This is a genomic window from Pasteurella oralis (assembly GCF_042681465.1).
Lineage (GTDB): Bacteria > Pseudomonadota > Gammaproteobacteria > Enterobacterales > Pasteurellaceae > Pasteurella > Pasteurella oralis.
The window spans coordinates 171,921-194,088 of the sequence record NZ_JBHUFP010000005.1; the positions used below are offsets into that span (position 1 = coordinate 171,921).

Below are 22,168 nucleotides of genomic sequence, written 5' to 3' on the forward strand. Positions count from 1 at the left end.
TCTATTTGGCAAATAAATGTATTTTTTCATCATTTATATTCATCTATTGGATGTGCCTGTACTTCTGCACCACGTTGGTTAATCGGCTCCCAATGTGGATAGATACCGCTTAAATCTTCTTTTGCTAACCCTAAACGCACTGCTTGGTCAACAATAATACGTGCCACATCAAAATGTTTTGTGACAGGGTAATTTTCTAACTGCTCTTTTAATACTAAACTTAAATTAATGGGGCGATTATGTTCACGGTAATCAATTAACAAGCCTTGCATATGTTCTACAATTTGATCATGCAAATCAGCTAAAGACTCATATTGCAATTCTTCTGGCAATTCACCTAATGCATCTTCTTCTCTTAATGTTAATTCTTCATCGCGCAAATCAATTAAACGTTCTGCTTGTGCCGTCCATAAAAACCAAGGATATTCAAAGTAATGATGAATTGAGTTACGTAAACGTTGAGAAAATACACGATTTTTATCCATATCAATCGCAGTACGAATAAACTTGTGCACATGGCGGTCATAGCCAATCCATAAATCAATCGCTTGTTGCCCCCAACTGATTATTCGATCCAATTTTGATTGTAAATCAGTAATTAATTGCTCTACGAAATATAAATTTTCCTGACCGATCACACAATCTTGAATACGTAATAATTGTGCTTGTAATTTATCACCTGCCGCATTAAGCGTATCTTGTAACTCACGTAAATTGCCTGAAGTTTCATCTAACAAATGTTCACAACTAGCAATAGCTGCTTGCCAATCTTTTGTTAAAAGCTCTGCGATTTCTTCTTTGATACTTTGTTGATTTTCATCCATAACTCGTTGGGATAAATCAATGCTATCAAAAATTTCTGCGACAGAATATTTTAGCGGAGCAAATACATTACGTCGCCAATGATGTTCATCTCCACCTTCTTCTGCCGCTTCGGAGGCACGTTGAATTTCATCTGCTACAATAGATAACTGCACAGAAAGGCGTAAAGCCGAAAACTCTCGTTGACGAATATAATAATCAGAAACACCAACACCTAGAGGTGTTAAGCGATAGATAGAAAGATCTTCAGTAAACTCACTACTAAAACGATTTAAAAAACGTTGTTTTACTAACTCATTAATTGCGTTATTAGCACGAGTCGCGACAGTTTCAGAAGATTGTTCAAATGCGTGAGAAATATGGCGAAAAATGTCGACTAAATCAGTTTCTAACATTTCGCCATCTAAACGTTCATTATTATAAATAGCAATGGCCAACAAAAACGCTAAACGTTCTGTAGATAAATTAAGGGAAAACTCACGTTCTCTTGCCCAAGAAACTAATTCAGGAATAGTTTGAGATGTTTCAAGCATTAAAAGGTCTCACAACTGGATAAATTTAAGCAAAAAATTGTTCTCAATTGTAGCAAAATTTTAATGAATTTTCAGTGAAGAAACGTATTTTTAAATAAAAAAAACTGTGACTAAAGCATTAGCCTGCTTTCAGGAGTGGATCTAAGCGATATAAAAGGCTTATGTAGGTTATCAAATTGATCACTTGTTTTCTTCTTATTATTCAACGAAACATATCAGAAATCTTACTTAAGCAATTAGGAAAAAATAATTTCTAATGGAAAAAATGCTGATTAAGCCTTACTATACGCAGATTTTAATCGTAAACAGAAAAAATGATGAACAATATAATGCAACAAGATAAAAAACAAACTTATAATTTCAATAAGTTACAGAAACGCTTACGCCGTAATGTAGGCAATGCCATTGCAGATTTTAATATGATTGAAGATGGTGATAAAGTGATGGTTTGTCTTTCTGGTGGCAAAGATAGCTATACATTACTTGATATTTTATTAAATCTTCGCCTTAATGCTCCAATTCATTTTGATATCGTTGCTGTCAATTTAGATCAAAAACAACCTGGTTTTCCAGAGCATATCCTACCAGAATATTTAACTAGTATTGGTGTAGAATATAAAATTGTCGAAGAAAATACTTATGGTATCGTGAAAGAGAAAATCCCTGAAGGAAAAACCACTTGCTCGCTTTGTTCACGTCTTAGACGCGGTATTTTATATCGCACTGCAACGGAATTAGGTGCAACAAAAATCGCATTAGGTCATCACCGTGATGATATGTTAGAAACGTTATTTTTAAATATGTTCTATGGTGGGAAATTAAAAAGTATGCCGCCGAAACTTATTAGTGATGATGGTAAACAAATTGTCATCCGCCCACTCGCTTACTGTAGAGAAAAAGACATTGAAAAATATGCAACAATAAAACAGTTTCCAATTATTCCTTGTAACCTATGTGGTTCTCAACCAAATTTACAGCGTCAAGTCGTCAAAGAAATGCTACAAAAATGGGATCGTCAATACCCAGGACGTATTGAAACCATGTTTAGTGCCATGCAAAATATCGTACCTTCTCACTTATGTGATGCGAGTCTCTTTGATTTTAGAAATATTAAGCGTGGTCAAATCTTAGAATACGTTGAAGGTGATATTGCTTTTGATAAACCTGATTTCTCTACTACTCCTATTATTCAAGCAGATGAAGAACAAGCGGATTTTGCAGAAAATGGTATGATTAGTTTTAGAGAAGTCCAATGAATTTAGCATTTTTGTGTAAGAATTATTCGTTCAACACGACAAAATAATAAATCAAAGAACATAAATTTAAGGAGGGATTATGCTTCAACAAGCAATTTTTGCAGGTGGGTGTTTTTGGTGTGTAGAAGCTGTGTTTAACCAAATTAAAGGGGTTGAAACAGCCACTTCAGGCTATATCAATGGCACAACGTTAAATCCAACTTACAAAGAGGTTTGCACTGGAGAAACAGGGCATGCGGAAGCAGTTAAAGTGGATTTTGACCCAGCAATAATTAATTATGAAAAGTTATTAGAGATTTTCTTTTCTATCCATAACCCAACCGAATTAAACCGTCAGGGAGCAGATATTGGTACACAATACCGTAGTGGTATTTATTATTTAGATGCTCAACAAAAAGCATTAGCAGAGAAAAAAGTGATTGAATTACAACCGCACTTTGCTGACAAAATTATAACTGAAATTATGCCTGCACAAACATTCTACGCAGCAGAAGATTATCATCAAGGTTATTTGTTGCAAAATCCACAAAATACTTATTGCAATTTAGTCGCGACACCAAAATTTTTAAAAGCGAAAGTCAAGTTTGCGGAAATTTGGAAATAAGCGATTAAGGAGAAAAGGCACATAAATGTGCCTTTTTATTATTAAACATTCTCAAAACTGAGCATACTTTTATATATATAAATAGGTTCGATAGAAAAATAAAAACAACAAAATTCCTAGCATAATCAATATTTGAATTAGACGTTTTTTGGTTAACTTTTCTGCTGCCATTTTTCTCTCTCTTGATGATATTTAGTACTTCTTAATTTTAACATTTGATGATATTATTTGAGATAGATCAATTTTATACTATTTTACTGTATTAATTAAGGTTTTATCTATGGACACTAAAATTGGGCGCAAAGTGCAATCTGGTGGATGTGCGATTCATTGTCAAGATTGTAGCATTAGTCAGCTCTGTATTCCTTTTACATTAAACGAACAAGAGCTTGATCAGCTTGATAATATCATTGAACGTAAAAAACCAATACAGAAATCTCAGGTTTTATTTAAAGCAGGAGATCAACTTACCTCTCTTTATGCAATTCGTTCTGGCACGATTAAAACTTATACAATTAGCGAAACGGGAGAAGAACAAATTACGTCTTTCCAATTACCCGGTGATTTAGTCGGTTTCGATGCAATTATGAACATGGAGCATCCAAGTTTTGCTCAAGCACTTGAAACTTCAATGGTATGTGAAATTCCTTTTGATATTTTAGATGATTTATCAGGCAAAATGCCTAAATTGCGCCAGCAAATTATGCGTCTAATGAGTAATGAAATTAAAAATGATCAAGAAATGATTTTATTATTATCAAAAATGAACGCCGAAGAGCGTTTAGCGGCTTTTATTTATAACTTATCCAGACGCTACTCTGCTCGCGGTTTTTCTGCACGTGAATTTCGTTTAACCATGACACGTGGTGATATCGGTAATTATCTAGGATTAACTGTTGAAACGATTAGCCGTTTATTAGGTCGGTTACAAAAAATGGGTATTCTATCTGTGCAAGGCAAATATATTACAATTAATGATATGGTGGCCTTAATTGAATTGTCAGGTACAACAAAAACCAATATCCGTATGGGCATCTAAAAAATCTAGTGCAATGAATAATTGCACTAGATCACCTTTTTCAATATCTTACCTTGTTATTTATTTAAATCTTTTCTATCCTATAGACAACCCAATCAGCAATGGAGGTTGTTATGAAGTTCAATAATATACTTGTCGTTTTAAATCCTGAAAATGAGAAACAGTATGCACTAGCACGTGCAGTTCGTTTAGCAAAGGAGCAAAAAAGCAGCCAAAAAGTGCATATTACCGTCTTCTTATCTGTTTATGATCTCTCTTATGAAATGTCAGCATTGCTTTCTTCTGAAGAACGAGAAGAAATGCATCAAGGCGTTATTGCACAAAGAACCCTCGCTATTCAACCTTATTTAGATAAATATGCTGATCCTAACATTGAATTTAAAGCTATTGTGGTATGGCACAGCAATGAAGCAGAAGCTATTACCCATGAAGTTGAACAAAATCAATATGATTTAGTAGTGAAATACACTAAAGAAGAAGAAAGTATTGCTTCGCTTATTTTCACGCCGATGGATTGGCAACTTTTACGTAAATGCCCTAAACCGTTATTAATGGTGAGAGATGGTGATTGGAAACACCAACGTCGTATTTTAATTGCTGTTAACGTTGCTGATGATGAAGAAAAAAATCATAAAGTGTTTAATGAACAACTCGTTTCTCTAGGTATTGATTTAGCAGATAATCTTGAGCGTGGTAATGTGCATTTAGTCACAGCTTATCCGCCGACGCCTGTTAATATGGCTATTGATTTACCCGAATTTAATAGCGGTGAATATGAGAAAAATATACGTGGTCAACATCTACTCAACATGAAGACATTACGCCAACAATTTGGTATTGATGATGATCATACCCACGTACGAGAAGGCTTTCCTGAAGAAGTGATTCCACAAGTTGCACAAGAATTAGAAGCAGAGTTAGTGGTTTTAGGTACTATCGGACGTACAGGTTTATCGGCTGCATTCTTAGGCAATACGGCGGAGCATGTCATTAATAAGCTCAGCTGTAACCTACTTGCAATTAAGCCTAACAAAACAGATTTAGATGACTAAAAGTGCGGTCAGTTTTGAGAGAATTTTATAAAAAACAGCCTGTTATTTAACAGGCTGTTGTATTACTTTTTAGTGAAAAACTTACTTATATTTTTTGTGATACTCATTACGAATATCAAAAAGTCTTTTCGCAGTTGTTTTTGCTGCGTCTAAATTGCCTTCTTGTGCAAGTTTATCTGCTTCATCAATCACAGCAATGAATTCTTTCATCCCTTCTTGATAGCCTTTAAAATCAGCATCATTATCAATACTTGATGGCTTCTTTTCAGCGGATTGAACAGCTAAATCACGTAATTCTTTTGCTGCTTTTTGAAATGTTGCTACATCATTTGCATTAGTCAATGCTGATGCTACGCCTTTCATTTGATTCATTTCAGCGCGCACATTCGCATTCGATACCGTTGCAACAGCTAAACCAATAATTGCAACGGAAAGTAATTGCTTTAATTTATTCATCTTATTTTCTCCCACAAATTGAAATAAAAAAATAACCAAACCATCAAAAGAATTTTCAATGGTTCGGCTATTCTAACTAATCTTATTTTATTGCGCTACAAGTTAAACAATATAAGTACTGTCCTTTAGGATCATTCATTTTGTTTAATAAACCTAATTGTTGTCGTACTTTATAATATTCATTTGGTACACCAACACTTTCTGATAAAGTCTGTTTTACAAACAATTGCATATTATGTTTCAAATCACGTAACAAACTACCAAACAAACTATCATCAGTTTCAACCATCCATTCCAGCGCAAATTTTTCAGGTTTTTCACTTTCTTCTAAAGCTTGATTAGCCAGTTCAGTTGCTTTTGCAACAGCAACATCAAAACTTCCTAACTCATCAACAAGTTTATGTTTTAATGCTTCTTCACCTAGCCAAATTCTGCCCTGCGCAAGGCTATCTACTTGTTCTTTAGATAATCCACGGCCTTGGCTAACCAATGATAAAAATTGATCATAACCATGCTCAATTTCAAGTTGGAATACATCATTAATTTCTGAAGATAATGCGCTAAAACTAGAAAGATTACTTAATGGAGAAGTAGATACACCATCAGCAGAAATTCCAACTTTTTTAATTGTTTTCTCAAACGTTGGAAACATTGCAAAAATACCAATTGAACCTGTAATTGTGTTTTTATCTGCCACAATATAATCTGCGGTACTTGAAATCCAATATCCACCAGAAGCCGCCACTGATCCCATTGATACGACTACTGGTTTGCCGGCTTGTTGTAAGTTATCCACTTCTTGGCGAATGATTTCAGAAGCAAAAGCACTACCACCAGGACTATTAACACGTAAAATAACAGCTTTTACTTCATCATCATAAAAAGCTTGACGTAATAAACGGGCAATACTGTCACCGCCAACTTCATGTTCATAGCTTTCCCCATCAATAATTGCACCTTCTACATTAACTACTGCAATTTTATGTTTTCCTTTTTCAAACATACGATCAGGTAAAGCCGATAAATAGTCGTCCAACTCAATTAACTTAGCATTCCCCTCCTCATCTTCACCAAATAGTTCGACTAATTTATCGTCTATTTCTAAGCGGCTCGCTAACCCAGTGACAAGTTTGCGTTGCTGAGTATAGGCTGTATTATTTCCTTTTAAAGCACGTAATTCCTTTACATAAGTTTTTGCATCAGGTAGTACTAAATTACGCTCAATTTGACGATTTTCGGCAACGACTTGTTTATAGTTATCCCACATTTTACTAAGCCATTGTGATAAATCTGCTTTAGCTTCAGGTGACATATCATCACGTAAAAATGGTTCTACTGCTGATTTATAAGTACCAACACGAAATACATTGGCAGTCGCATCTAACATATCCAGCATAGATTTGAAATATAAGTTTTCTTGACGTAATCCGGTAATTTCAACAGAACCAATTGGATTAATGAGAATATCATCAGCATAACTCGCTAATAGATATTGAGATTGACTAAAACGATCGGCAAAAGCAACAACTGGCTTATTTGTTGTTTTAAAAGTTTTAATTGCCTGCCCAACATATTCAATTGCTGGCAGATCGGCACCTTCAAAGAAATTTAAATCTAAAACTAGTCCTCGAATACGCTCATCTTTTGCTGCATTTTCAATGGCATATACTACATCAAAAGTTGAAATTTGACGAGGGACATGTTGATTATCAAGTTCTTTTAAGGCATTTTGCCAAGAAGTGTTATCTTCTCGATTATCCGCTAAATAGCCATCTAAATTGAGTAACAACGCCCCTTGATCACCATTTAGTATCGTATTTTGCGTTTTTGTTGTATTAGCAAAAATACCAACTAATGCCGCAAGTAATAAAACAAAACATAAGAAAACAATATTCATGACTAAATCACGAATAAAATTTAAAATACGCCAACAAAATGTCAGCACACGTAAAATTTGCATAAAACCTCATCAGTAGGAAGAGAAAAAATAGGTTGGGCTAACATACCACAAACTCGACTTGCAATAAACGTTCCAGCAAAAATATGCTAAAATCGACCGCACTTTGATATAAGGAGAATCTCATGGATGCGTTACAATTACTTATTAATCGTCGTTCAGAAAAAAAACTCACTGCACCTGCACCAAATAAAACTCAATTACAACTCATTTTTCAAGCTGCACTGAATGTACCAGATCATGGACGTTTACATCCTTATCGCTTTGTTGTTATCGAAGGAGACGCATTAAAAAAATTTGGTACGCTATTGAAAGAAACAGTATATGAATTTGAGCTTGGCAGTGAGAAATTTAAAAAAGCTGAAAATTTGGCACAAAGAGCACCGATGGTTATCGCCGTAATTGCAAAAATAAATAAGGAAACAAAAGTGCCAGCGTGGGAACAAATGCTTAGTGCCGCTTGTTCAACTTATGCGATTCAATTAGCTGCAAATGCACAAGGTTTTGCCAATGTTTGGATTACTGGAAAATGGGTGGATGGTAGCGCTTTGCGTAAAGCATTTCATTGCCAAAAAAATGATAAAGTGATTGCTTTATTAATGATAGGAACAGCAGAAGAAAAATTAGAAAGAGAGAAAAAAGTACAAGATATTAATGAATTTATTCACTACTTAGCATAGTAAACTTATTTTGCCTATCAACATTTTTATCTGATATGAATATGTTACACTTATAAAAAAATGCGGTTATTTCGACCGCACTTTCTGTATTTGACAAGCTCGAATAAATCATTATTCTTCGCCAAGTAATTTCAATTCACGTGATCTTACTTGTTTTTTCAGAATCTCTAAAAATTCCTCAATAGTGAATGTGCCTAAATCAGCACCTTTACGTGTACGTACAGCGACTTTACCCGCTTCAATTTCTTTATCACCACAAACCAGCATATAGGGTACGCGACGTAAAGTATGTTCACGAATTTTGAAACCAATTTTTTCGTTACGTAAATCAGATTTCACACGTAAACCCGCGTCAGATAAAGTTTTCACTACTTTTTGGACATATTCAGATTGTGAATCCGTAATGTTCATCACAACAGCTTGCGTTGGCGCTAGCCAAGCTGGGAAGAACCCCGCATACTCTTCTGTAATAATCCCAATAAAGCGCTCGATAGAACCTAAAATTGCACGGTGAATCATTACTGGTATACGACGATCATTATCTTCTGCTACATAAGACGCATTTAAACGCCCTGGTAATGCGAAGTCTAACTGAACTGTACCACATTGCCATTCACGATCTAAACAATCGCGCAGTGCAAATTCGATTTTCGGACCATAAAATGCGCCTTCTCCCTCTTGAATTTCATATTCCAGTCCATTGTGGGCTAATGCGGCGGCAAGACCTGCTTCTGCGCGATCCCACATTTCATCTGCACCAATTCGTTTTTCAGGGCGAGTTGATAATTTCACCTGAATATTTTGGAAACCAAAAGTGCCATAAATGTCATAAACCATCTTGATACAAGCAGTCACTTCACTTTCAATCTGATCTTCAGTACAGAAAATATGCGCATCATCTTGTGTGAAACCACGTACACGCATTAAACCATGTAATGAACCTGATGGTTCGTTACGGTGGCACGACCCAAATTCTGCCATACGAATTGGTAAATCACGGTAAGATTTTAATCCTTGATTAAAAATCTGTACGTGACCAGGACAGTTCATTGGCTTAATTGCATATTCACGGTTTTCTGATTGCGTGGTGAACATTAAATCACCATAATTTTGCCAATGACCTGTTTTTTCCCAAAGTACACGATCCATCATAAATGGACCTTTTACTTCTTGATAATCATATTGTTTTAATTTGGTACGGACGAAGGTTTCAAGTTCACGGAAAATTGTCCAACCATCATTATGCCAGAACACCATACCTGGTGCTTCTTCTTGCATATGATATAAATCTAACGCTTTACCAATTTTACGATGGTCACGTTTTGCCGCCTCTTCTAAACGTGTTAAATATTCACTTAATTGTTTTTTATCTGCCCATGCGGTACCGTAAATGCGTTGTAACATTTTATTTTTACTATCACCACGCCAGTATGCACCTGCAACTTTCATTAATTTAAAATGGTGGCAAAAGCGCATATTAGGCACATGTGGACCGCGACACATATCAATATATTCTTGGTGATGATAAAGTGCAGGTGTATCACAACGATCGATATTTTCATCTAAAATAGCCATTTTGTATGGCTCGCCACGAGCTTCAAAGGTGTCACGTGCTTCTTGCCAGCTGACCACTTTTTTCACCACATCATAATTGGTTTTCGCCAGCTCGAGCATACGTTTTTCTAACGCATCTAAATCTTCTTGGGTTAAAGAGCGGTCTAAATCCACATCGTAATAAAATCCATTATCAATAGTTGGACCAATTGCCATTTTGACATTTGGGAAAAGCTGCTTAATTGCATGCCCTAATAAATGTGCACAAGAGTGACGAATAATTTCTAATCCATCTTCCTCTTTTGCAGTAATGATCTCTAATTTGCTATCAGTTGTGATAACGTCACAAGCATCTTTACGCTCGCCATTTACGCGTCCAGCAATACAGGCTTTAGCAAGACCAGCACCAATGCTCGCCGCAACTTCCATCACAGAAACAGGTTGTTCAAATTGACGCTGTGAACCGTCAGGTAAAGTAATAATAGGCATAATGTTTCCTTTACAGTGGTAACCCATACGAGAGGTTACTTGTTTCTTGTTTTTACTCAAATTTGTTAAAAAATAAACCGCACTTTAGGCTCATTCCTACTCTGAATAAGACAAAAGCGCGGTCGAAAATTTTAGCATATTTAATTTTAGTTGGCGATTTAGATTTCAACAACACACATAAATTATCGATGAGTACAGATTGTTACTCATGCTATGACAGCTAAATGTTCACATTTATAGCAACAAGTTATAAATTAAAACCTGAAGTTCTTTTGTTAATCTGAGCAATTTATTTTAGTATAGTGATGTTACAAAATAAGATTTTAATTTTCACGACGAGGAGACGCCATGAAATTAACTACTACGCTTTCTTTAATTGCAGCTGGTTTGTTGGTGATTAACACGACACAGGCTGCAAACAAAACTTTTATCAACTGTGTTAGTCGTGCACCAAGTAGCTTTAGTCCAGCTTTAGTTATGGAAGGAATTTCTTATAATGCCAGTTCACAACAAGTCTATAACCGTCTAGTTGAGTTTAAACGTGGTTCCACAGATATTGAGCCTGCCCTCGCTGAAAGCTGGCAAGTTAGTGATGACGGCTTAACTTATACTTTTAATTTACGTAAAGGCATAAAATTTCATAGCACGAAAGACTATAAACCCACACGTGAATTTAATGCTGACGATGTCATTTTTTCTTTCCTGCGTCAATTAGATAAAGAGCATCCTTATCATGCAGTATCAAAAGGAACTTATCCTTATTTTAATGCAATGAAATTTCCTAAATTGCTAAAAGCAGTAGAAAAACTTGATGATTACACAATAAAAATTACCTTAAACAAACCTGACGCAACTTTCTTAGCTAGTTTAGGCATGGATTTCATTTCTATTTATTCTGCAGAATATGCAGATAAAATGATGAAAGCAGGTACACCTGAAAAAGTGGATACTACACCTATTGGAACAGGTCCTTTCATCTTTGCGGGATATCAACTAGAACAAAAAATTCGTTTCTTAGCTAACCCAAATTATTGGAAACCAAAGGCAGATATTGATCGCTTAATTTTTGATATTGTGCCTGATGCAGGAACACGTTATGCCAAATTACAATCTGGTGCTTGCGATATGATTGACTTCCCAAATATTGCAGATTTAGCCAAAATGAAAGCGGATCCTAAAATTCAGTTGATGTCAAAAGAAGGGTTAAACATTGCTTATATCGCATTTAATACTGAAAAAGCACCTTTTGATAATGTCAAAGTCCGTCAAGCATTGAACTATGCCACGGATAAACAAGCCATTATTGATGTGGTCTATCAAGGTGCCGGCGTCATCGCGAAAAATATTCTGCCGCCAACTATTTGGAGCTATAACGATGACGTACAGGACTACCCTTTTGATATTGAAAAGGCAAAACAGCTATTAGCTGAAGCAGGTTATCCAGATGGATTTGAAACCGAAATTTGGGTGCAACCAGTGGTGCGTGCCTCAAACCCGAACCCTCGTCGTATGGCAGAAGTCATTCAAAATGACTGGGCAAAAGCAGGTGTAAAAGCGAAATTAGTCAGTTATGAATGGGGAGATTATATTAAACGTACTAAAGCAGGCGAATTGACAGCTGGTACTTATGGTTGGTCGGGCGATAACGGTGACCCTGATAATTTTCTATCGCCATTATTGGGCAGTGAAAATATCGGTAATAGTAATTATGCACGTTGGAGTAATCCTGAGTTTGATGCGTTGTTAAGCCAAGCAATTAGCTTATCAAGCCAAGATGCACGCGCAGCGCTTTACAAACAAGCACAAATGATTGCCAAAGAACAAGCGCCTTGGATTACTATCGCCCACTCAATCACTAACACCGCCTTAAGCCCAAGAGTAAAAGATTATAAACAAAGCCCATTTGGTTATAGTTATTTTTATGGCACCAAATTAGCGGACTAGTCAAAACTTTTGGAAAAATGACCGCACTTTACTCTCATAAAGTGCGGTCTGTTTTTTAAGGAGGTTATTTGATTTTGAATGTCTGTTTAGCCGAGTATTTGGGTTTATTCCTTTGTACAACTTTTTGTTTTAATCAGTCATAATCGTGCATACAGAATATCAACTGAAAAAATAGCCTTAGTTGAGATATTTTTTATTCAGAATTTTGTTGTTCTTGTTCTGGTTTAGGTAGTATGAAATAAGCACTCACTAAAATAATAATGATGGCTGGTATGCCATGCATAATACCCAAAACGAAGAACCAAGCAGAAAAGAATACTTCTTCTATAGAAAATAAATATGCTAAGCTGATATACATAAAAATAAAATATAACAAAATAATTATTGTTTTATCTCGTTGAGTATATTTACGCCAACAACAAATTACACCTGTACATAAAGCGGGGATAATTTGGAAAATAAAATCTGTTGTACCTAAGTTACTTCCCGCGCCTAGCATATTTAAATATATCAATATAACAATGACTGCAATAACAGGAAAACCTAGTATTACTTTTTCATAAGGATATTTCATTTCTCTTCTCTCAGTAATTAATATGAATAATTAGTTTATCACAGTATCGATTTCCTCTTTTTAACATCTTTAACAACTTGATATCTTATTTTTCTTCATTGCGTATCACTGGCGATACAATATTAAACTGTAGCTTTTCTACTTCTTCTGGCAGTTGAAAAAGAACTTGAGACACATCACCAGTATAATAGCGCGTTATTTGCATATAACGTGTTTCCTCATCAACCTCTGGTGGGAAAGGTTGACGAGTTTGAAAAAATTTTCTGATTTCTTCTTCAGTTTTAATCTTATCCATATTAACTAAACGATAGACTTCTTTAAAAAGATTGGCTAATTGACGGTGATATGATCTTTCATCGTCCGTTAGTAAAGGATGAGAATTGGAACCAATGCTCATTAATGCTCGCCCATCTTGATAGACCCCATGCATGATAACTGAATCAACTATATTTTTAGGAAGACGGTATGTCACAGCATTACCCAGAATTTGAATCAGTTGAATCTCACCAAATTGAGTCATGATTTTATAGGGAATTTGTTGAACAGTATGCGACTGATATTGTTGTAAAGGCAAATCAATCGTAAAGGACACTTGTTTTAACGGTTGGTCGCTTTCAATCACAATTTGTTCATAAAAGCTGTCTTTTGTCGCATAAACAGATTGTTCAAGCTCGGACAAATGATGTTGTGACAACTCACCTTCCATATTTTTCTCGGCAAAAATTTTTTGTGGCGACAAATAATCAAAATTTGTTTCACGAGTACCATCCATCAATTCAATGTCAGTCGGTGTAAAAATGGGATGTAATTGAGTATTACGAGAAAAATAGTCAGGTTCGAGTCCAAGTAATTCAGCTAGCTTGTAGCTTTCTTTTGGAATATTAAAAAAATAATAGGGATATTTGTACCAAATATCGATCTGTCGTTGAGCAAAAAATTGGTCTAATTGACTATGCTCTATTTTGCTTTGAGTAGGAAGTTCAATAAAATTATGCTTATCTTTGGGATCAAACTTTTTTATTAGCTTTATGGGTTTAATTTCTATTGGTGTGAGTGAATCACTATTTGAAATTTGTTCCATATACTCGAAAGATGATTGCAGTTCCGCCAGTAAACGTTGCTTCTCAGCAATTTTTGCTTCAACGGATATAGACAGACATAATGATAAACACAAGACATAGCTCAATTTTCTAAAAACACGCATAACTTCTCCCCAAAACATAAAGTTCATTGCTTATATATACAACAAAAATGTCACTATAACACTCATTTATTGTGTCTATTTTAATTAATCTTCTTTTACTTTGATATCAATTGACACTAACAAAACCATCTTTTCTTTTTTTAGAAGAAAAAATACCTTTTTGACAACAAAAACACACTAAACTTACTATTAAAAGTAAAGAACTTTGATATCTATCACAGTAATTTTTTATTAATCTTTTACACTATAAATTGAATGTTCTCAATATCGGAGGGTGTTATGTGGAAACATGTTTCTCAAGTATTGGCAGATCAATTCGGTGCCTACTATTCAATTAAACATAAACAAAAAATTCATACTGGTGAAATGCATGAAGCTTGGATTATTGATGATGAAATCCAGCCTGTTTTTGTCAAAGTGAATGACAAAACCTTTCGTTCTATGTTCCGTGCTGAAGCCGATCAACTCACTCTCCTTGCCAAAACAGATACAATAAAAGTGCCTAATGTTTATACTGTAGGCTGTTCACATACGCATAGTTTCTTATTATTAGAAGCGCTGAATTTGAATAAAAATAATTCTGTACAAGCCATGGCTAAATTTGGTGAACAGCTTGCTAGATTACATCTCATTAGAGGCTCAGAAAATTACGGTTTAGATTTTGATACTTGGCTTGGTCCTGAATATCAACCAAATGAATGGAAAGATAATTGGGCAAAATTTTTTAGTGAGCAACGTATTGGCTGGCAGTTACAATTATGTCGTGAAAAACGATTAGATTTTGGTGATATTGATGTCATTGTTAATAAAGTTGCTGAATTACTCACAAAACACAAACCTGTACCCTCACTCCTGCATGGTAATTTATGGATTGAAAATTGTGCTAGTGTAAATGATGAAATTGTGACTTATGATCCTGCTTGTTATTGGGGAGATAGAGAATGTGACTTAGCATTTAGCGAGCTTTTTGAGCCTTTCCCAACGCAATTTTATCAAAATTATGACCGCACTTATCCGATTGAAGAGGGGTACAACGAACGTAAACTAATTTACCAACTCTATTATTTGCTCAATTTTAGCCATCGGTTTCACCAACATTATGTTGAGCTAACCAAAAAATTTATTCATGATTTATTAGCGAATTAGTTTGTTGCGCAAAAATAAAAGGCTCTTTATATGAAGAGCCTTGTATTGATTAATGAATTGATTATTTTCTATAAAGCGGCGCTGGACCTGTTGTGCCCGCTTCCATACCGTGTGCACTTTGTTTTAAAGTCGTACCTGAAGCTGTAATTTCTACGCGACGGTTAGGACGTAAACAATCTCTTAATTCTGCACCTTGTACACCATCACAAGCTTTCACTTGTTGTGCTTTACCATAACCGACTGCATGAATATTAGCATCAACACCTTGTTCAATTAAACGCGCTTTAACGCGATCTGCGCGACGTTGAGAAAGCTTTAAGTTATAAGCTTCTGAACCTAAACGATCAGTAAAACCAGCGACTTTTACTTCTTTAGCGGCAGAAGATTTTAATTGCGCAGCAACACTATCAACAACTTCTTTACCTTTTACCGTTAAAACATCTTTATTGAAATCAAATAAGAAATCACCACTTAAACTGAATGCAGAATTTCCATTACAACCATTTGGATACCAGAAGAAGCTTTGTGCATTCATGTTTTTATCAAATAATACTTTGTACTGGCAAACTTTATGTACGCCATTTTCACGATAATTAAATACGTAATCCCATTCACGAACACCATAAAGTCCTTCAGCAAAGTGTGGACGACCAATTAAATTATAAAGTTCATCTTTATTCATACCACGTTCAATCATACGAACATTATCCCAGTTTGGCCAAGAACCAAATTGGCTACCATCATGATTGAATACTGACTCATCAATTTTTGGCCAGACTAAATTATCTGATGTTCCTTCGTCAGTCACTTTACTTAAGTTACCACAAGCAACTAACGTTGTCGCAGCAACAGCGGTTAATAAAAAACGTGATAATTTCATATGTTTTACCTTAGTTCCTTTCATTGTTGAAAATTGTCATCTCATTAATCACAGCAATACTTTAGAGACTGACTCTCAATAAAAAAACAATTCTTGTATCTTTATTTTTAGCTAAACAATTTATGATATGAAAAATTGTTCAAAATTTGGCTTAATATAGTAAGTGGTATTCTTAGCAAAGTAAACCAATAAATACTTCATATTTCATAACATTTAGTCAAGTAATGTAAAGATGATTCAGTTCAGCTAAAGTAATGTACTGTTATTTCTTTTTAACCAACGTAATAACAAATTATCTGTGCTTTCTTCCGCTTGTTTTCCTATTTTTTGCAATAATGATTTTTTCACTGAATATTTGACTGAAAGTACTGTCTTTTCTTGCATAGCTTGCAAAATTAAATCATCACTTGTCGCAATTTCATCAACTAAATGTAGCAATAATGCCTGCTGTCCAAACCAATGTTCACCTGTCGCAATTTCATTAATCTCTAACTGCGGTCGATTTTGCGCCACAAATTGTTTAAACAATTGATGAGTTTCATCCAATTCTTGTTGGAATTTTTGTTTACCTTTTGCAGTATTTTCACCCAATACTGTCATTGTCCGTTTATATTCTCCTGCGGTCATAACATCCACATCCACATCGTGCTTTTTCAAAAAGCGGTGAATATTCGGAATTTGTGCTACTACGCCAACAGAGCCAATAATCGCAAAGGGTGCAGATACAATTTTATCGGCTACACAAGCCATCATATAACCACCACTTGCAGCTACTTTATCTACTGCTACCGTGAGCTTAATACCATGTTGTTTTAAACGCGTTAATTGTGAAGCAGCTAAGCCATAACCATGTACAACACCGCCAGGGCTTTCTAAACGTAAAAGTACTTCATCTTCTGGCTTTGCAACACCAATAATCGCACTAATTTCTTCACGTAATGCATTGGTATCTGATGCCATAATATCGCCATGAAAAGTTAAAACATAAAGGTGAGGCTTACGTTCCGCATCAATATCCTCCCCTTTTTTGCGTTTTTCTTTTTCTGCTTTCGCTTTTTCTTTATCCGCTTTTTTCTGCGCTTTTTCCACTTGTTTAAGTGCATCTTCACTTAAATGAAAATCGCGTAATTTCTTCGTATTTTCACTATAATCTTTTGATAAATCAGTGATAATTAATTCACCTTGCAGTTTAGATTTATGCTGTTTTAAGACAAAAATCATAACCCCAATACCCGCAATAACTAATAAAATTGTTAAAATTTCTAATATAAACACTGCATAACCTGCTGCAATTTCAGACCACATGTTTTTCTCCTTAAAATAAATGCTTAGTTATCATAACCAATTTAACTAAAAGTGCAATTCTGACTCAGATTTTTAACTTATCGTTGATAATCTTTTTCTTAAAATACCATTTATTTCATTCAGACAAGGCTTATAATAAAATGCTATTTTCAGCACTGTTTATTCAAAAGGAAGTATAATAAAATGAAAAAAGTTTTAGTTTTAAAATCAAGTATTTTGGCAGAAAATTCTCAAACTAATCAATTATCCGATTACTTTGTTTCTAAGTTAGCTCATGCTGAGGTTACGCAGCGTGATCTAGCACAACAACCACTCCCACATTTTGATAGTATCGCCGCAAATGCATTACGTGGACAACCTACTACACAACAAGAATTGGCATTATTATCCTTATCCGATCAATTAGTCAATGAACTTAAAGATACTGACATTGTAGTAATTAATGCACCAATGTATAACTTTAATATTCCAACACAGCTAAAAAGTTATTTTGATTTTATTGCACGCCCTCGTGTTACTTTCCAATATGGTTCAAATGGTCCTGAAGGACTAATAAAAGGAAAAAAAGCAATTGTGTTAGTCGCATTTGGTGGTTTACATCAAAATCGAACAACCGATTTAGTGACAGCTTATGTGAAAACAATGCTTGCTTTCGTTGGTATTACTGATGTGCAATTTATTTATGCAGAAGGCATTGGTTCAGGCGCACCAGCAATTGAAAAAGCACAAACTTTAGCCAAACAACAAATTGATCAAGTATTATCCTCTCTCTAATACAGGTTACGCTAAGATTGAGCATTTGAGGCAGACTTATTCGTCTGCCCTAGCAATCGTGTATCTCATTTGATTCTTAAACCATTTTCACCTCATTTCAATAAACAAAATCACTCAACATACACAAGCTCGTAATTAAAGTTTAATACAACAGATAAACATAATAGATTTCTCAATAAGCCTATTTTTTCCTTTAATCAGATTAAGAACATTTCCCTTTTGTCTATTTTTCAACCTATCCATTCATCAAACTACTCACTTAACTTGACAATTTAATTATGTACTAGTTTAATAGTTAAAAAATCAAAAAGCTGGAAGTTTATTTATTATGTCGTTATCCTTTATTCACACATTCACTAAGCAAATACCTTACTACAGTGATCCTACTTTGATATTTCATGCATTATGTCATGATAAAAAGAATACATTACTGCTAGAATCTGCTGAAATTACCAGCAAAAATAGCTTGAAAAGCTTACTGTTTATTGAACCAGCAGTGAAAATGACTTGTCATGGATTACAAGTTACATATCGTGCTAAAACGGCAAATGGAAAGGCAGTTTTAGCACAACTTAAAAATAAGTTACAGGGATTGGTTCAATGTTTAAGTAGCGCAGAAAATCAACTTATTATTGAATTTGCGCCATTAGATAAAAATCTTGATGAAGACAGTAAATTACAAGCAACTACTCTGTTTGATGGCTTGCGCACTATTACATCGCTTTATCAGCATAGCGACAATCCTATTTTACTAGCTGGTTTATTTGCTTATGATTTAGTTGCGAATTTTATCCCGATGGATAATATTCAATTAAAAGAAGATGGATTAAGTTGTCCGGATTATTGTTTCTATCTCGCAGAACAAGTATTAGTGCTCGATCATCAATTACAACAAGCTGAATTACATTCGTTCTGTTTTGATCCACAATACTTACCTCAATTGCAACAAAGTACGCTTGAAATTACACAAAAATTACGTGAAATTGAACCGCACTTAATACGTCATTCTGCCTCAACAGAAGTACAAACCAACTTAGATGATGAACAATTTAAAGTCATCATTCATGCATTGAAACAGCATATTTATCAAGGTGATGTGTTTCAAATTGTCCCGTCACGTCGTTTTTCATTAGCTTGTCCAAATACACTCGCAAGTTATCAGCAATTAAAGAAAAATAATCCCAGTCCCTATATGTTCTTTATGCAAGATGATGATTTTACTTTATTCGGAGCTTCACCAGAAAGTGCGCTGAAATACAATGCACATAATCGTCAATTGGAAATTTACCCAATTGCAGGATCACGTCCTCGTGGTTTTAATTCAGAGGGGCAAATTGATTTGGAGCTAGATGCACGTTTAGAACTTGAATTACGTTTAGATCAAAAAGAAGTAGCTGAACATTTAATGTTAGTCGATTTGGCTCGCAATGATGTGGCAAGAGTTTGTGAAAGTGGCTCACGTCAAGTCGCAGATTTAATGCAAGTGGATCGTTATTCACACATTATGCATTTAGTATCACGTGTTATCGGTAAATTACGACCAGAACTTGATGCATTACATGCCTATCAGGCTTGTATGAATATGGGAACATTAACTGGCGCACCCAAAATTAAAGCGATGCAGCTAATTTACCAATTTGAACAACAAAAACGTCATAGTTACGGTGGTGCGGTGGGTTATTTATCTTCACATGGTGATTTTGATACTTGTATTGTAATCCGTTCTGCTTTTGTGCAACAAGGGATTGCTTATATTCAAGCAGGTTGCGGCGAAGTTTTGGATTCTGATCCACAATTAGAAGCAGATGAAACCAGACATAAAGCCAAAGCTGTTATTAATGCTATTATTCAAACCAACACGCTAGCCTAATATCAATAAGGAAAACGCATGGCGACTATTTTATTTTTAGATAACTTTGATTCATTTACCTATAACTTAGTGGATCAATTTCGTCGTTTAGGCCATCACGTCCGCATTTACCGTAATGACTGTGACATTGATATCTTGGAACAAGCTGCATTGAGCCAACCTAATACTATTTTAGCGCTTTCGCCTGGTCCAGGTACGCCACGGCAAGCAGGCAATATGTTACCAGTCATTGAACGTGTCAAAAATAAAATACCTATTCTGGGAATTTGCTTAGGTCATCAAGCACTAATTGAAGCATTTGGCGGTAAAGTGATTCATGCGGGTGAGGTATTGCACGGTAAGGTGTCAAAAATTCAGCATGATGAACAAGCCATGTTTACTCTGCTGCCAAATCCAATGCCTGTTGCACGTTATCATTCCTTAATGGGGAGTCAGTTACCGACAGAATTGGTAATCAATGCGGATTACCATGGTATTGTGATGGCAATTCGTCACCGTAACTTGCCTATTTGTGGTTTTCAATTTCATCCTGAAAGCATTTTGACTGTACAAGGTAGTCAACTTTTAGCTCAAACAATTACTTGGTTATTAACGTATTAAATTCCGTCAAAATGGACCGCACTTCATTCTAAAGTGAGCGTTGATAATATCTCTGTTCGCTGGGACGGAGCTTGTATTTATGGTTAATGTAAATAAGTCACCCTGTCACATAAATTGAAATTGATTCATGGGGAAACACGCTACCCAAACCGATTAGTCAATAAACTCGTGGTAGCAAAATAAAAAGAGACATTTTTTCCTTACAATACAAATAGGATAACCTTTCCCAACTTTCTGAACTATCTCAATGATTAACTTTACGATAGCAACTTAACATATATTCAATATTCTCATTACACAAATAAAATTTTAAAAGCTTGACTTTATTCAATTGCACTAGTTTAATAGTTCAATGTGCGTTCTATAAGGAAGAAATCATGAAGGGAAAAATAATGCAAACAGAACTATTACTCCAACAACTTTTTGATAAAAAAACATTAAATCAGCCACAAACTGAAATGCTATTTACTGCAATTGTGCGCGGTCAATTAAGTAATGAACAACTGACAGCAGTATTAATTACATTCAAACTGCGTGGTGAAACTGTCGAGGAAATTAGTGGTGCAGTATCGGCACTACAAGCAAATGCACAACCTTTCCCAACCCCCGACTACCCGTTTGCAGATATTGTTGGCACTGGTGGTGATGGCACCAATACCATCAATATTTCTACTGCTTCAGCAATTGTAGCAGCCGCTTGTGGGCTTAAAGTGGCAAAACATGGTAACCGTAGTGTATCTAGCCAAACTGGTTCGAGTGACTTACTTACAGAGCTTGGTATTAATCTCACAATGAGTGCGAAACAAGCTCGTCAAGCCTTAGATGATATTGGGCTTTGTTTTCTCTTTGCCCCGCAATATCATTTGGGGTTCAAACATGCAATCCCCGTGCGCCAAGCATTAAAAACACGGACGATCTTTAATATTTTAGGTCCATTAATTAATCCCGCTAAACCGAAACGTCAGCTACTCGGTGTATATTCGCCTGATTTGATTCAACCTTATGCAGAAACAGTTGCCCGTTTGGAACATGAACATACGCTGATTGTACATGGAGAAGGGGTCGATGAAATTGCTTTACATGGCAGAACAGAAGTGGCAGAAGTACGGAATGGGAAAATTGAACGCTATTATTTGACACCACAAGATTTTGGTTTTCAGCCACAATCACTAGAAAAATTACGAGGCGGTAGTCCGCAGGAAAATGCACAAATAATTAGCGCACTTTTACAAGGCAAAGGTGAAGTAGCACATCGTCATGCTGTCGCGATGAATACAGCGATGCTAATGAAGCTTTTTGGTTATGCAGATTTAAAACAAAGTGCTGAACAGGTATTAGCTGTACTTGCTAGTGGAAAAGCATTTGAAATACTCACAAAATTAACGCAATATTGATACTTCATCTAACATTTCATTAACTATAGGACCAC

Annotated in this window: 19 protein-coding genes; 11 read left to right on the forward strand and 8 right to left on the reverse strand. The window is 35.3% G+C overall.

Annotated features, from left to right (window positions below):
• Window positions 1-29: 29 nt before the first annotated feature.
• Window positions 30-1,355: a chromosome partition protein MukF gene (mukF, locus tag ACFSAV_RS04860; RefSeq protein ID WP_379096876.1), complete on the reverse strand. Its 1,326-nt coding sequence runs from the start codon at window positions 1,353-1,355 to the stop codon at window positions 30-32.
• Window positions 1,356-1,672: 317 nt separating this feature from the next.
• Between mukF and ttcA the strand changes: the two genes are divergently transcribed.
• The 4 genes from ttcA (at window position 1,673) to uspE (ending at window position 5,306) form a co-directional block, all read left to right on the forward strand.
• The gene (gene ttcA / locus ACFSAV_RS04865) at window positions 1,673-2,611 is read left to right on the forward strand and encodes a tRNA 2-thiocytidine(32) synthetase TtcA (RefSeq protein ID WP_101775035.1); all 939 of its coding nucleotides are present in this window, start codon (window positions 1,673-1,675) and stop codon (window positions 2,609-2,611) included.
• Window positions 2,612-2,690: 79 nt separating this feature from the next.
• Entirely contained in the window at window positions 2,691-3,215 is a 525-nt protein-coding gene (msrA, locus tag ACFSAV_RS04870; protein WP_101775034.1) for a peptide-methionine (S)-S-oxide reductase MsrA, read from the forward strand.
• A 280-nt stretch (window positions 3,216-3,495) separates the two neighbouring features.
• A complete protein-coding gene (locus ACFSAV_RS04875) occupies window positions 3,496-4,254 on the forward strand; it encodes an FNR family transcription factor (RefSeq protein ID WP_101775033.1) in 759 nt (252 codons plus the stop codon).
• Window positions 4,255-4,367: 113 nt separating this feature from the next.
• On the forward strand, window positions 4,368-5,306 hold the full coding sequence (uspE, locus tag ACFSAV_RS04880; RefSeq protein ID WP_379096881.1) for a universal stress protein UspE: 939 nt from the start codon (window positions 4,368-4,370) through the stop codon (window positions 5,304-5,306).
• An 81-nt stretch (window positions 5,307-5,387) separates the two neighbouring features.
• On the opposite strand, the gene ACFSAV_RS04885 is transcribed toward uspE, so the two are convergent.
• On the reverse strand, window positions 5,388-5,762 hold the full coding sequence (locus ACFSAV_RS04885) for a cytochrome b562 (protein WP_379096884.1): 375 nt from the start codon (window positions 5,760-5,762) through the stop codon (window positions 5,388-5,390).
• A gap of 82 nt (window positions 5,763-5,844) precedes the next feature.
• A complete protein-coding gene (sppA, locus tag ACFSAV_RS04890; RefSeq protein WP_379096887.1) occupies window positions 5,845-7,722 on the reverse strand; it encodes a signal peptide peptidase SppA in 1,878 nt (625 codons plus the stop codon).
• Window positions 7,723-7,844: 122 nt separating this feature from the next.
• Between sppA and ACFSAV_RS04895 the strand changes: the two genes are divergently transcribed.
• The gene (locus tag ACFSAV_RS04895) at window positions 7,845-8,399 is read left to right on the forward strand and encodes an NAD(P)H nitroreductase (protein WP_379096890.1); all 555 of its coding nucleotides are present in this window, start codon (window positions 7,845-7,847) and stop codon (window positions 8,397-8,399) included.
• Window positions 8,400-8,510: 111 nt separating this feature from the next.
• Here the strand turns inward: ACFSAV_RS04895 and thrS are convergent, their stop codons facing one another.
• Window positions 8,511-10,442: a threonine--tRNA ligase gene (gene thrS, locus ACFSAV_RS04900; RefSeq protein WP_379096893.1), complete on the reverse strand. Its 1,932-nt coding sequence runs from the start codon at window positions 10,440-10,442 to the stop codon at window positions 8,511-8,513.
• 348 nt (window positions 10,443-10,790) lie between these two features.
• Here thrS and ACFSAV_RS04905 point away from each other — a divergent pair, with 348 nt between their 5' ends.
• Window positions 10,791-12,386: an ABC transporter substrate-binding protein gene (locus ACFSAV_RS04905; protein ID WP_379096896.1), complete on the forward strand. Its 1,596-nt coding sequence runs from the start codon at window positions 10,791-10,793 to the stop codon at window positions 12,384-12,386.
• Between the two features lie 193 nt (window positions 12,387-12,579).
• On the opposite strand, the gene ACFSAV_RS04910 is transcribed toward ACFSAV_RS04905, so the two are convergent.
• Entirely contained in the window at window positions 12,580-12,960 is a 381-nt protein-coding gene (locus tag ACFSAV_RS04910) for a hypothetical protein (RefSeq protein ID WP_379096899.1), read from the reverse strand.
• Window positions 12,961-13,045: 85 nt separating this feature from the next.
• Window positions 13,046-14,182 carry a hypothetical protein gene (locus ACFSAV_RS04915; RefSeq protein WP_379096902.1) on the reverse strand — a complete coding sequence of 379 codons (1,137 nt, stop codon included), beginning with the start codon at window positions 14,180-14,182 and terminating at the stop codon, window positions 13,046-13,048.
• Between the two features lie 261 nt (window positions 14,183-14,443).
• On the opposite strand from ACFSAV_RS04915, the gene ACFSAV_RS04920 reads away from it, so the two are divergent.
• Complete coding sequence (locus tag ACFSAV_RS04920) at window positions 14,444-15,310, forward strand: fructosamine kinase family protein (RefSeq protein ID WP_379096905.1); 867 nt, start codon at window positions 14,444-14,446, stop codon at window positions 15,308-15,310.
• Window positions 15,311-15,371: 61 nt separating this feature from the next.
• On the opposite strand, the gene ACFSAV_RS04925 is transcribed toward ACFSAV_RS04920, so the two are convergent.
• Together ACFSAV_RS04925 and sohB are read right to left on the reverse strand one after the other, a co-directional pair.
• On the reverse strand, window positions 15,372-16,190 hold the full coding sequence (locus tag ACFSAV_RS04925) for an OmpA family protein (RefSeq protein ID WP_101775023.1): 819 nt from the start codon (window positions 16,188-16,190) through the stop codon (window positions 15,372-15,374).
• Between the two features lie 246 nt (window positions 16,191-16,436).
• Entirely contained in the window at window positions 16,437-17,495 is a 1,059-nt protein-coding gene (gene sohB / locus ACFSAV_RS04930; RefSeq protein WP_101775022.1) for a protease SohB, read from the reverse strand.
• Between the two features lie 183 nt (window positions 17,496-17,678).
• On the opposite strand from sohB, the gene ACFSAV_RS04935 reads away from it, so the two are divergent.
• The 4 genes from ACFSAV_RS04935 (at window position 17,679) to trpD (ending at window position 22,133) form a co-directional block, all read left to right on the forward strand.
• Window positions 17,679-18,269, forward strand: a complete 591-nt coding sequence (locus ACFSAV_RS04935) for an NAD(P)H-dependent oxidoreductase (RefSeq protein ID WP_379096909.1) — start codon at window positions 17,679-17,681, stop codon at window positions 18,267-18,269.
• 328 nt (window positions 18,270-18,597) lie between these two features.
• Window positions 18,598-20,139: an anthranilate synthase component I gene (gene trpE / locus ACFSAV_RS04940; RefSeq protein ID WP_379096912.1), complete on the forward strand. Its 1,542-nt coding sequence runs from the start codon at window positions 18,598-18,600 to the stop codon at window positions 20,137-20,139.
• An 18-nt stretch (window positions 20,140-20,157) separates the two neighbouring features.
• Complete coding sequence (locus tag ACFSAV_RS04945; protein WP_379096915.1) at window positions 20,158-20,739, forward strand: aminodeoxychorismate/anthranilate synthase component II; 582 nt, start codon at window positions 20,158-20,160, stop codon at window positions 20,737-20,739.
• Between the two features lie 392 nt (window positions 20,740-21,131).
• Window positions 21,132-22,133: an anthranilate phosphoribosyltransferase gene (gene trpD, locus ACFSAV_RS04950; RefSeq protein ID WP_379096918.1), complete on the forward strand. Its 1,002-nt coding sequence runs from the start codon at window positions 21,132-21,134 to the stop codon at window positions 22,131-22,133.
• Window positions 22,134-22,168: the final 35 nt, after the last annotated feature.

Excerpts from the sequence above, each read along its gene's own strand:
- mukF (WP_379096876.1), bottom strand. The coding sequence starts at position 1,355 with ATGCTTGAAACATCTCAAACTATTCCTGAATTAGTTTCTTGGGCAAGA.
- ttcA (WP_101775035.1), top strand. The coding sequence starts at position 1,673 with ATGAACAATATAATGCAACAAGATAAAAAACAAACTTATAATTTCAAT.
- msrA (WP_101775034.1), top strand. The coding sequence starts at position 2,691 with ATGCTTCAACAAGCAATTTTTGCAGGTGGGTGTTTTTGGTGTGTAGAA.
- ACFSAV_RS04875 (WP_101775033.1), top strand. The coding sequence starts at position 3,496 with ATGGACACTAAAATTGGGCGCAAAGTGCAATCTGGTGGATGTGCGATT.
- uspE (WP_379096881.1), top strand. The coding sequence starts at position 4,368 with ATGAAGTTCAATAATATACTTGTCGTTTTAAATCCTGAAAATGAGAAA.
- ACFSAV_RS04885 (WP_379096884.1), bottom strand. The coding sequence starts at position 5,762 with ATGAATAAATTAAAGCAATTACTTTCCGTTGCAATTATTGGTTTAGCT.
- sppA (WP_379096887.1), bottom strand. The coding sequence starts at position 7,722 with ATGCAAATTTTACGTGTGCTGACATTTTGTTGGCGTATTTTAAATTTT.
- ACFSAV_RS04895 (WP_379096890.1), top strand. The coding sequence starts at position 7,845 with ATGGATGCGTTACAATTACTTATTAATCGTCGTTCAGAAAAAAAACTC.
- thrS (WP_379096893.1), bottom strand. The coding sequence starts at position 10,442 with ATGCCTATTATTACTTTACCTGACGGTTCACAGCGTCAATTTGAACAA.
- ACFSAV_RS04905 (WP_379096896.1), top strand. The coding sequence starts at position 10,791 with ATGAAATTAACTACTACGCTTTCTTTAATTGCAGCTGGTTTGTTGGTG.
- ACFSAV_RS04910 (WP_379096899.1), bottom strand. The coding sequence starts at position 12,960 with ATGAAATATCCTTATGAAAAAGTAATACTAGGTTTTCCTGTTATTGCA.
- ACFSAV_RS04915 (WP_379096902.1), bottom strand. The coding sequence starts at position 14,182 with ATGTTTTGGGGAGAAGTTATGCGTGTTTTTAGAAAATTGAGCTATGTC.
- ACFSAV_RS04920 (WP_379096905.1), top strand. The coding sequence starts at position 14,444 with ATGTGGAAACATGTTTCTCAAGTATTGGCAGATCAATTCGGTGCCTAC.
- ACFSAV_RS04925 (WP_101775023.1), bottom strand. The coding sequence starts at position 16,190 with ATGAAATTATCACGTTTTTTATTAACCGCTGTTGCTGCGACAACGTTA.
- sohB (WP_101775022.1), bottom strand. The coding sequence starts at position 17,495 with ATGTGGTCTGAAATTGCAGCAGGTTATGCAGTGTTTATATTAGAAATT.
- ACFSAV_RS04935 (WP_379096909.1), top strand. The coding sequence starts at position 17,679 with ATGAAAAAAGTTTTAGTTTTAAAATCAAGTATTTTGGCAGAAAATTCT.
- trpE (WP_379096912.1), top strand. The coding sequence starts at position 18,598 with ATGTCGTTATCCTTTATTCACACATTCACTAAGCAAATACCTTACTAC.
- ACFSAV_RS04945 (WP_379096915.1), top strand. The coding sequence starts at position 20,158 with ATGGCGACTATTTTATTTTTAGATAACTTTGATTCATTTACCTATAAC.
- trpD (WP_379096918.1), top strand. The coding sequence starts at position 21,132 with ATGCAAACAGAACTATTACTCCAACAACTTTTTGATAAAAAAACATTA.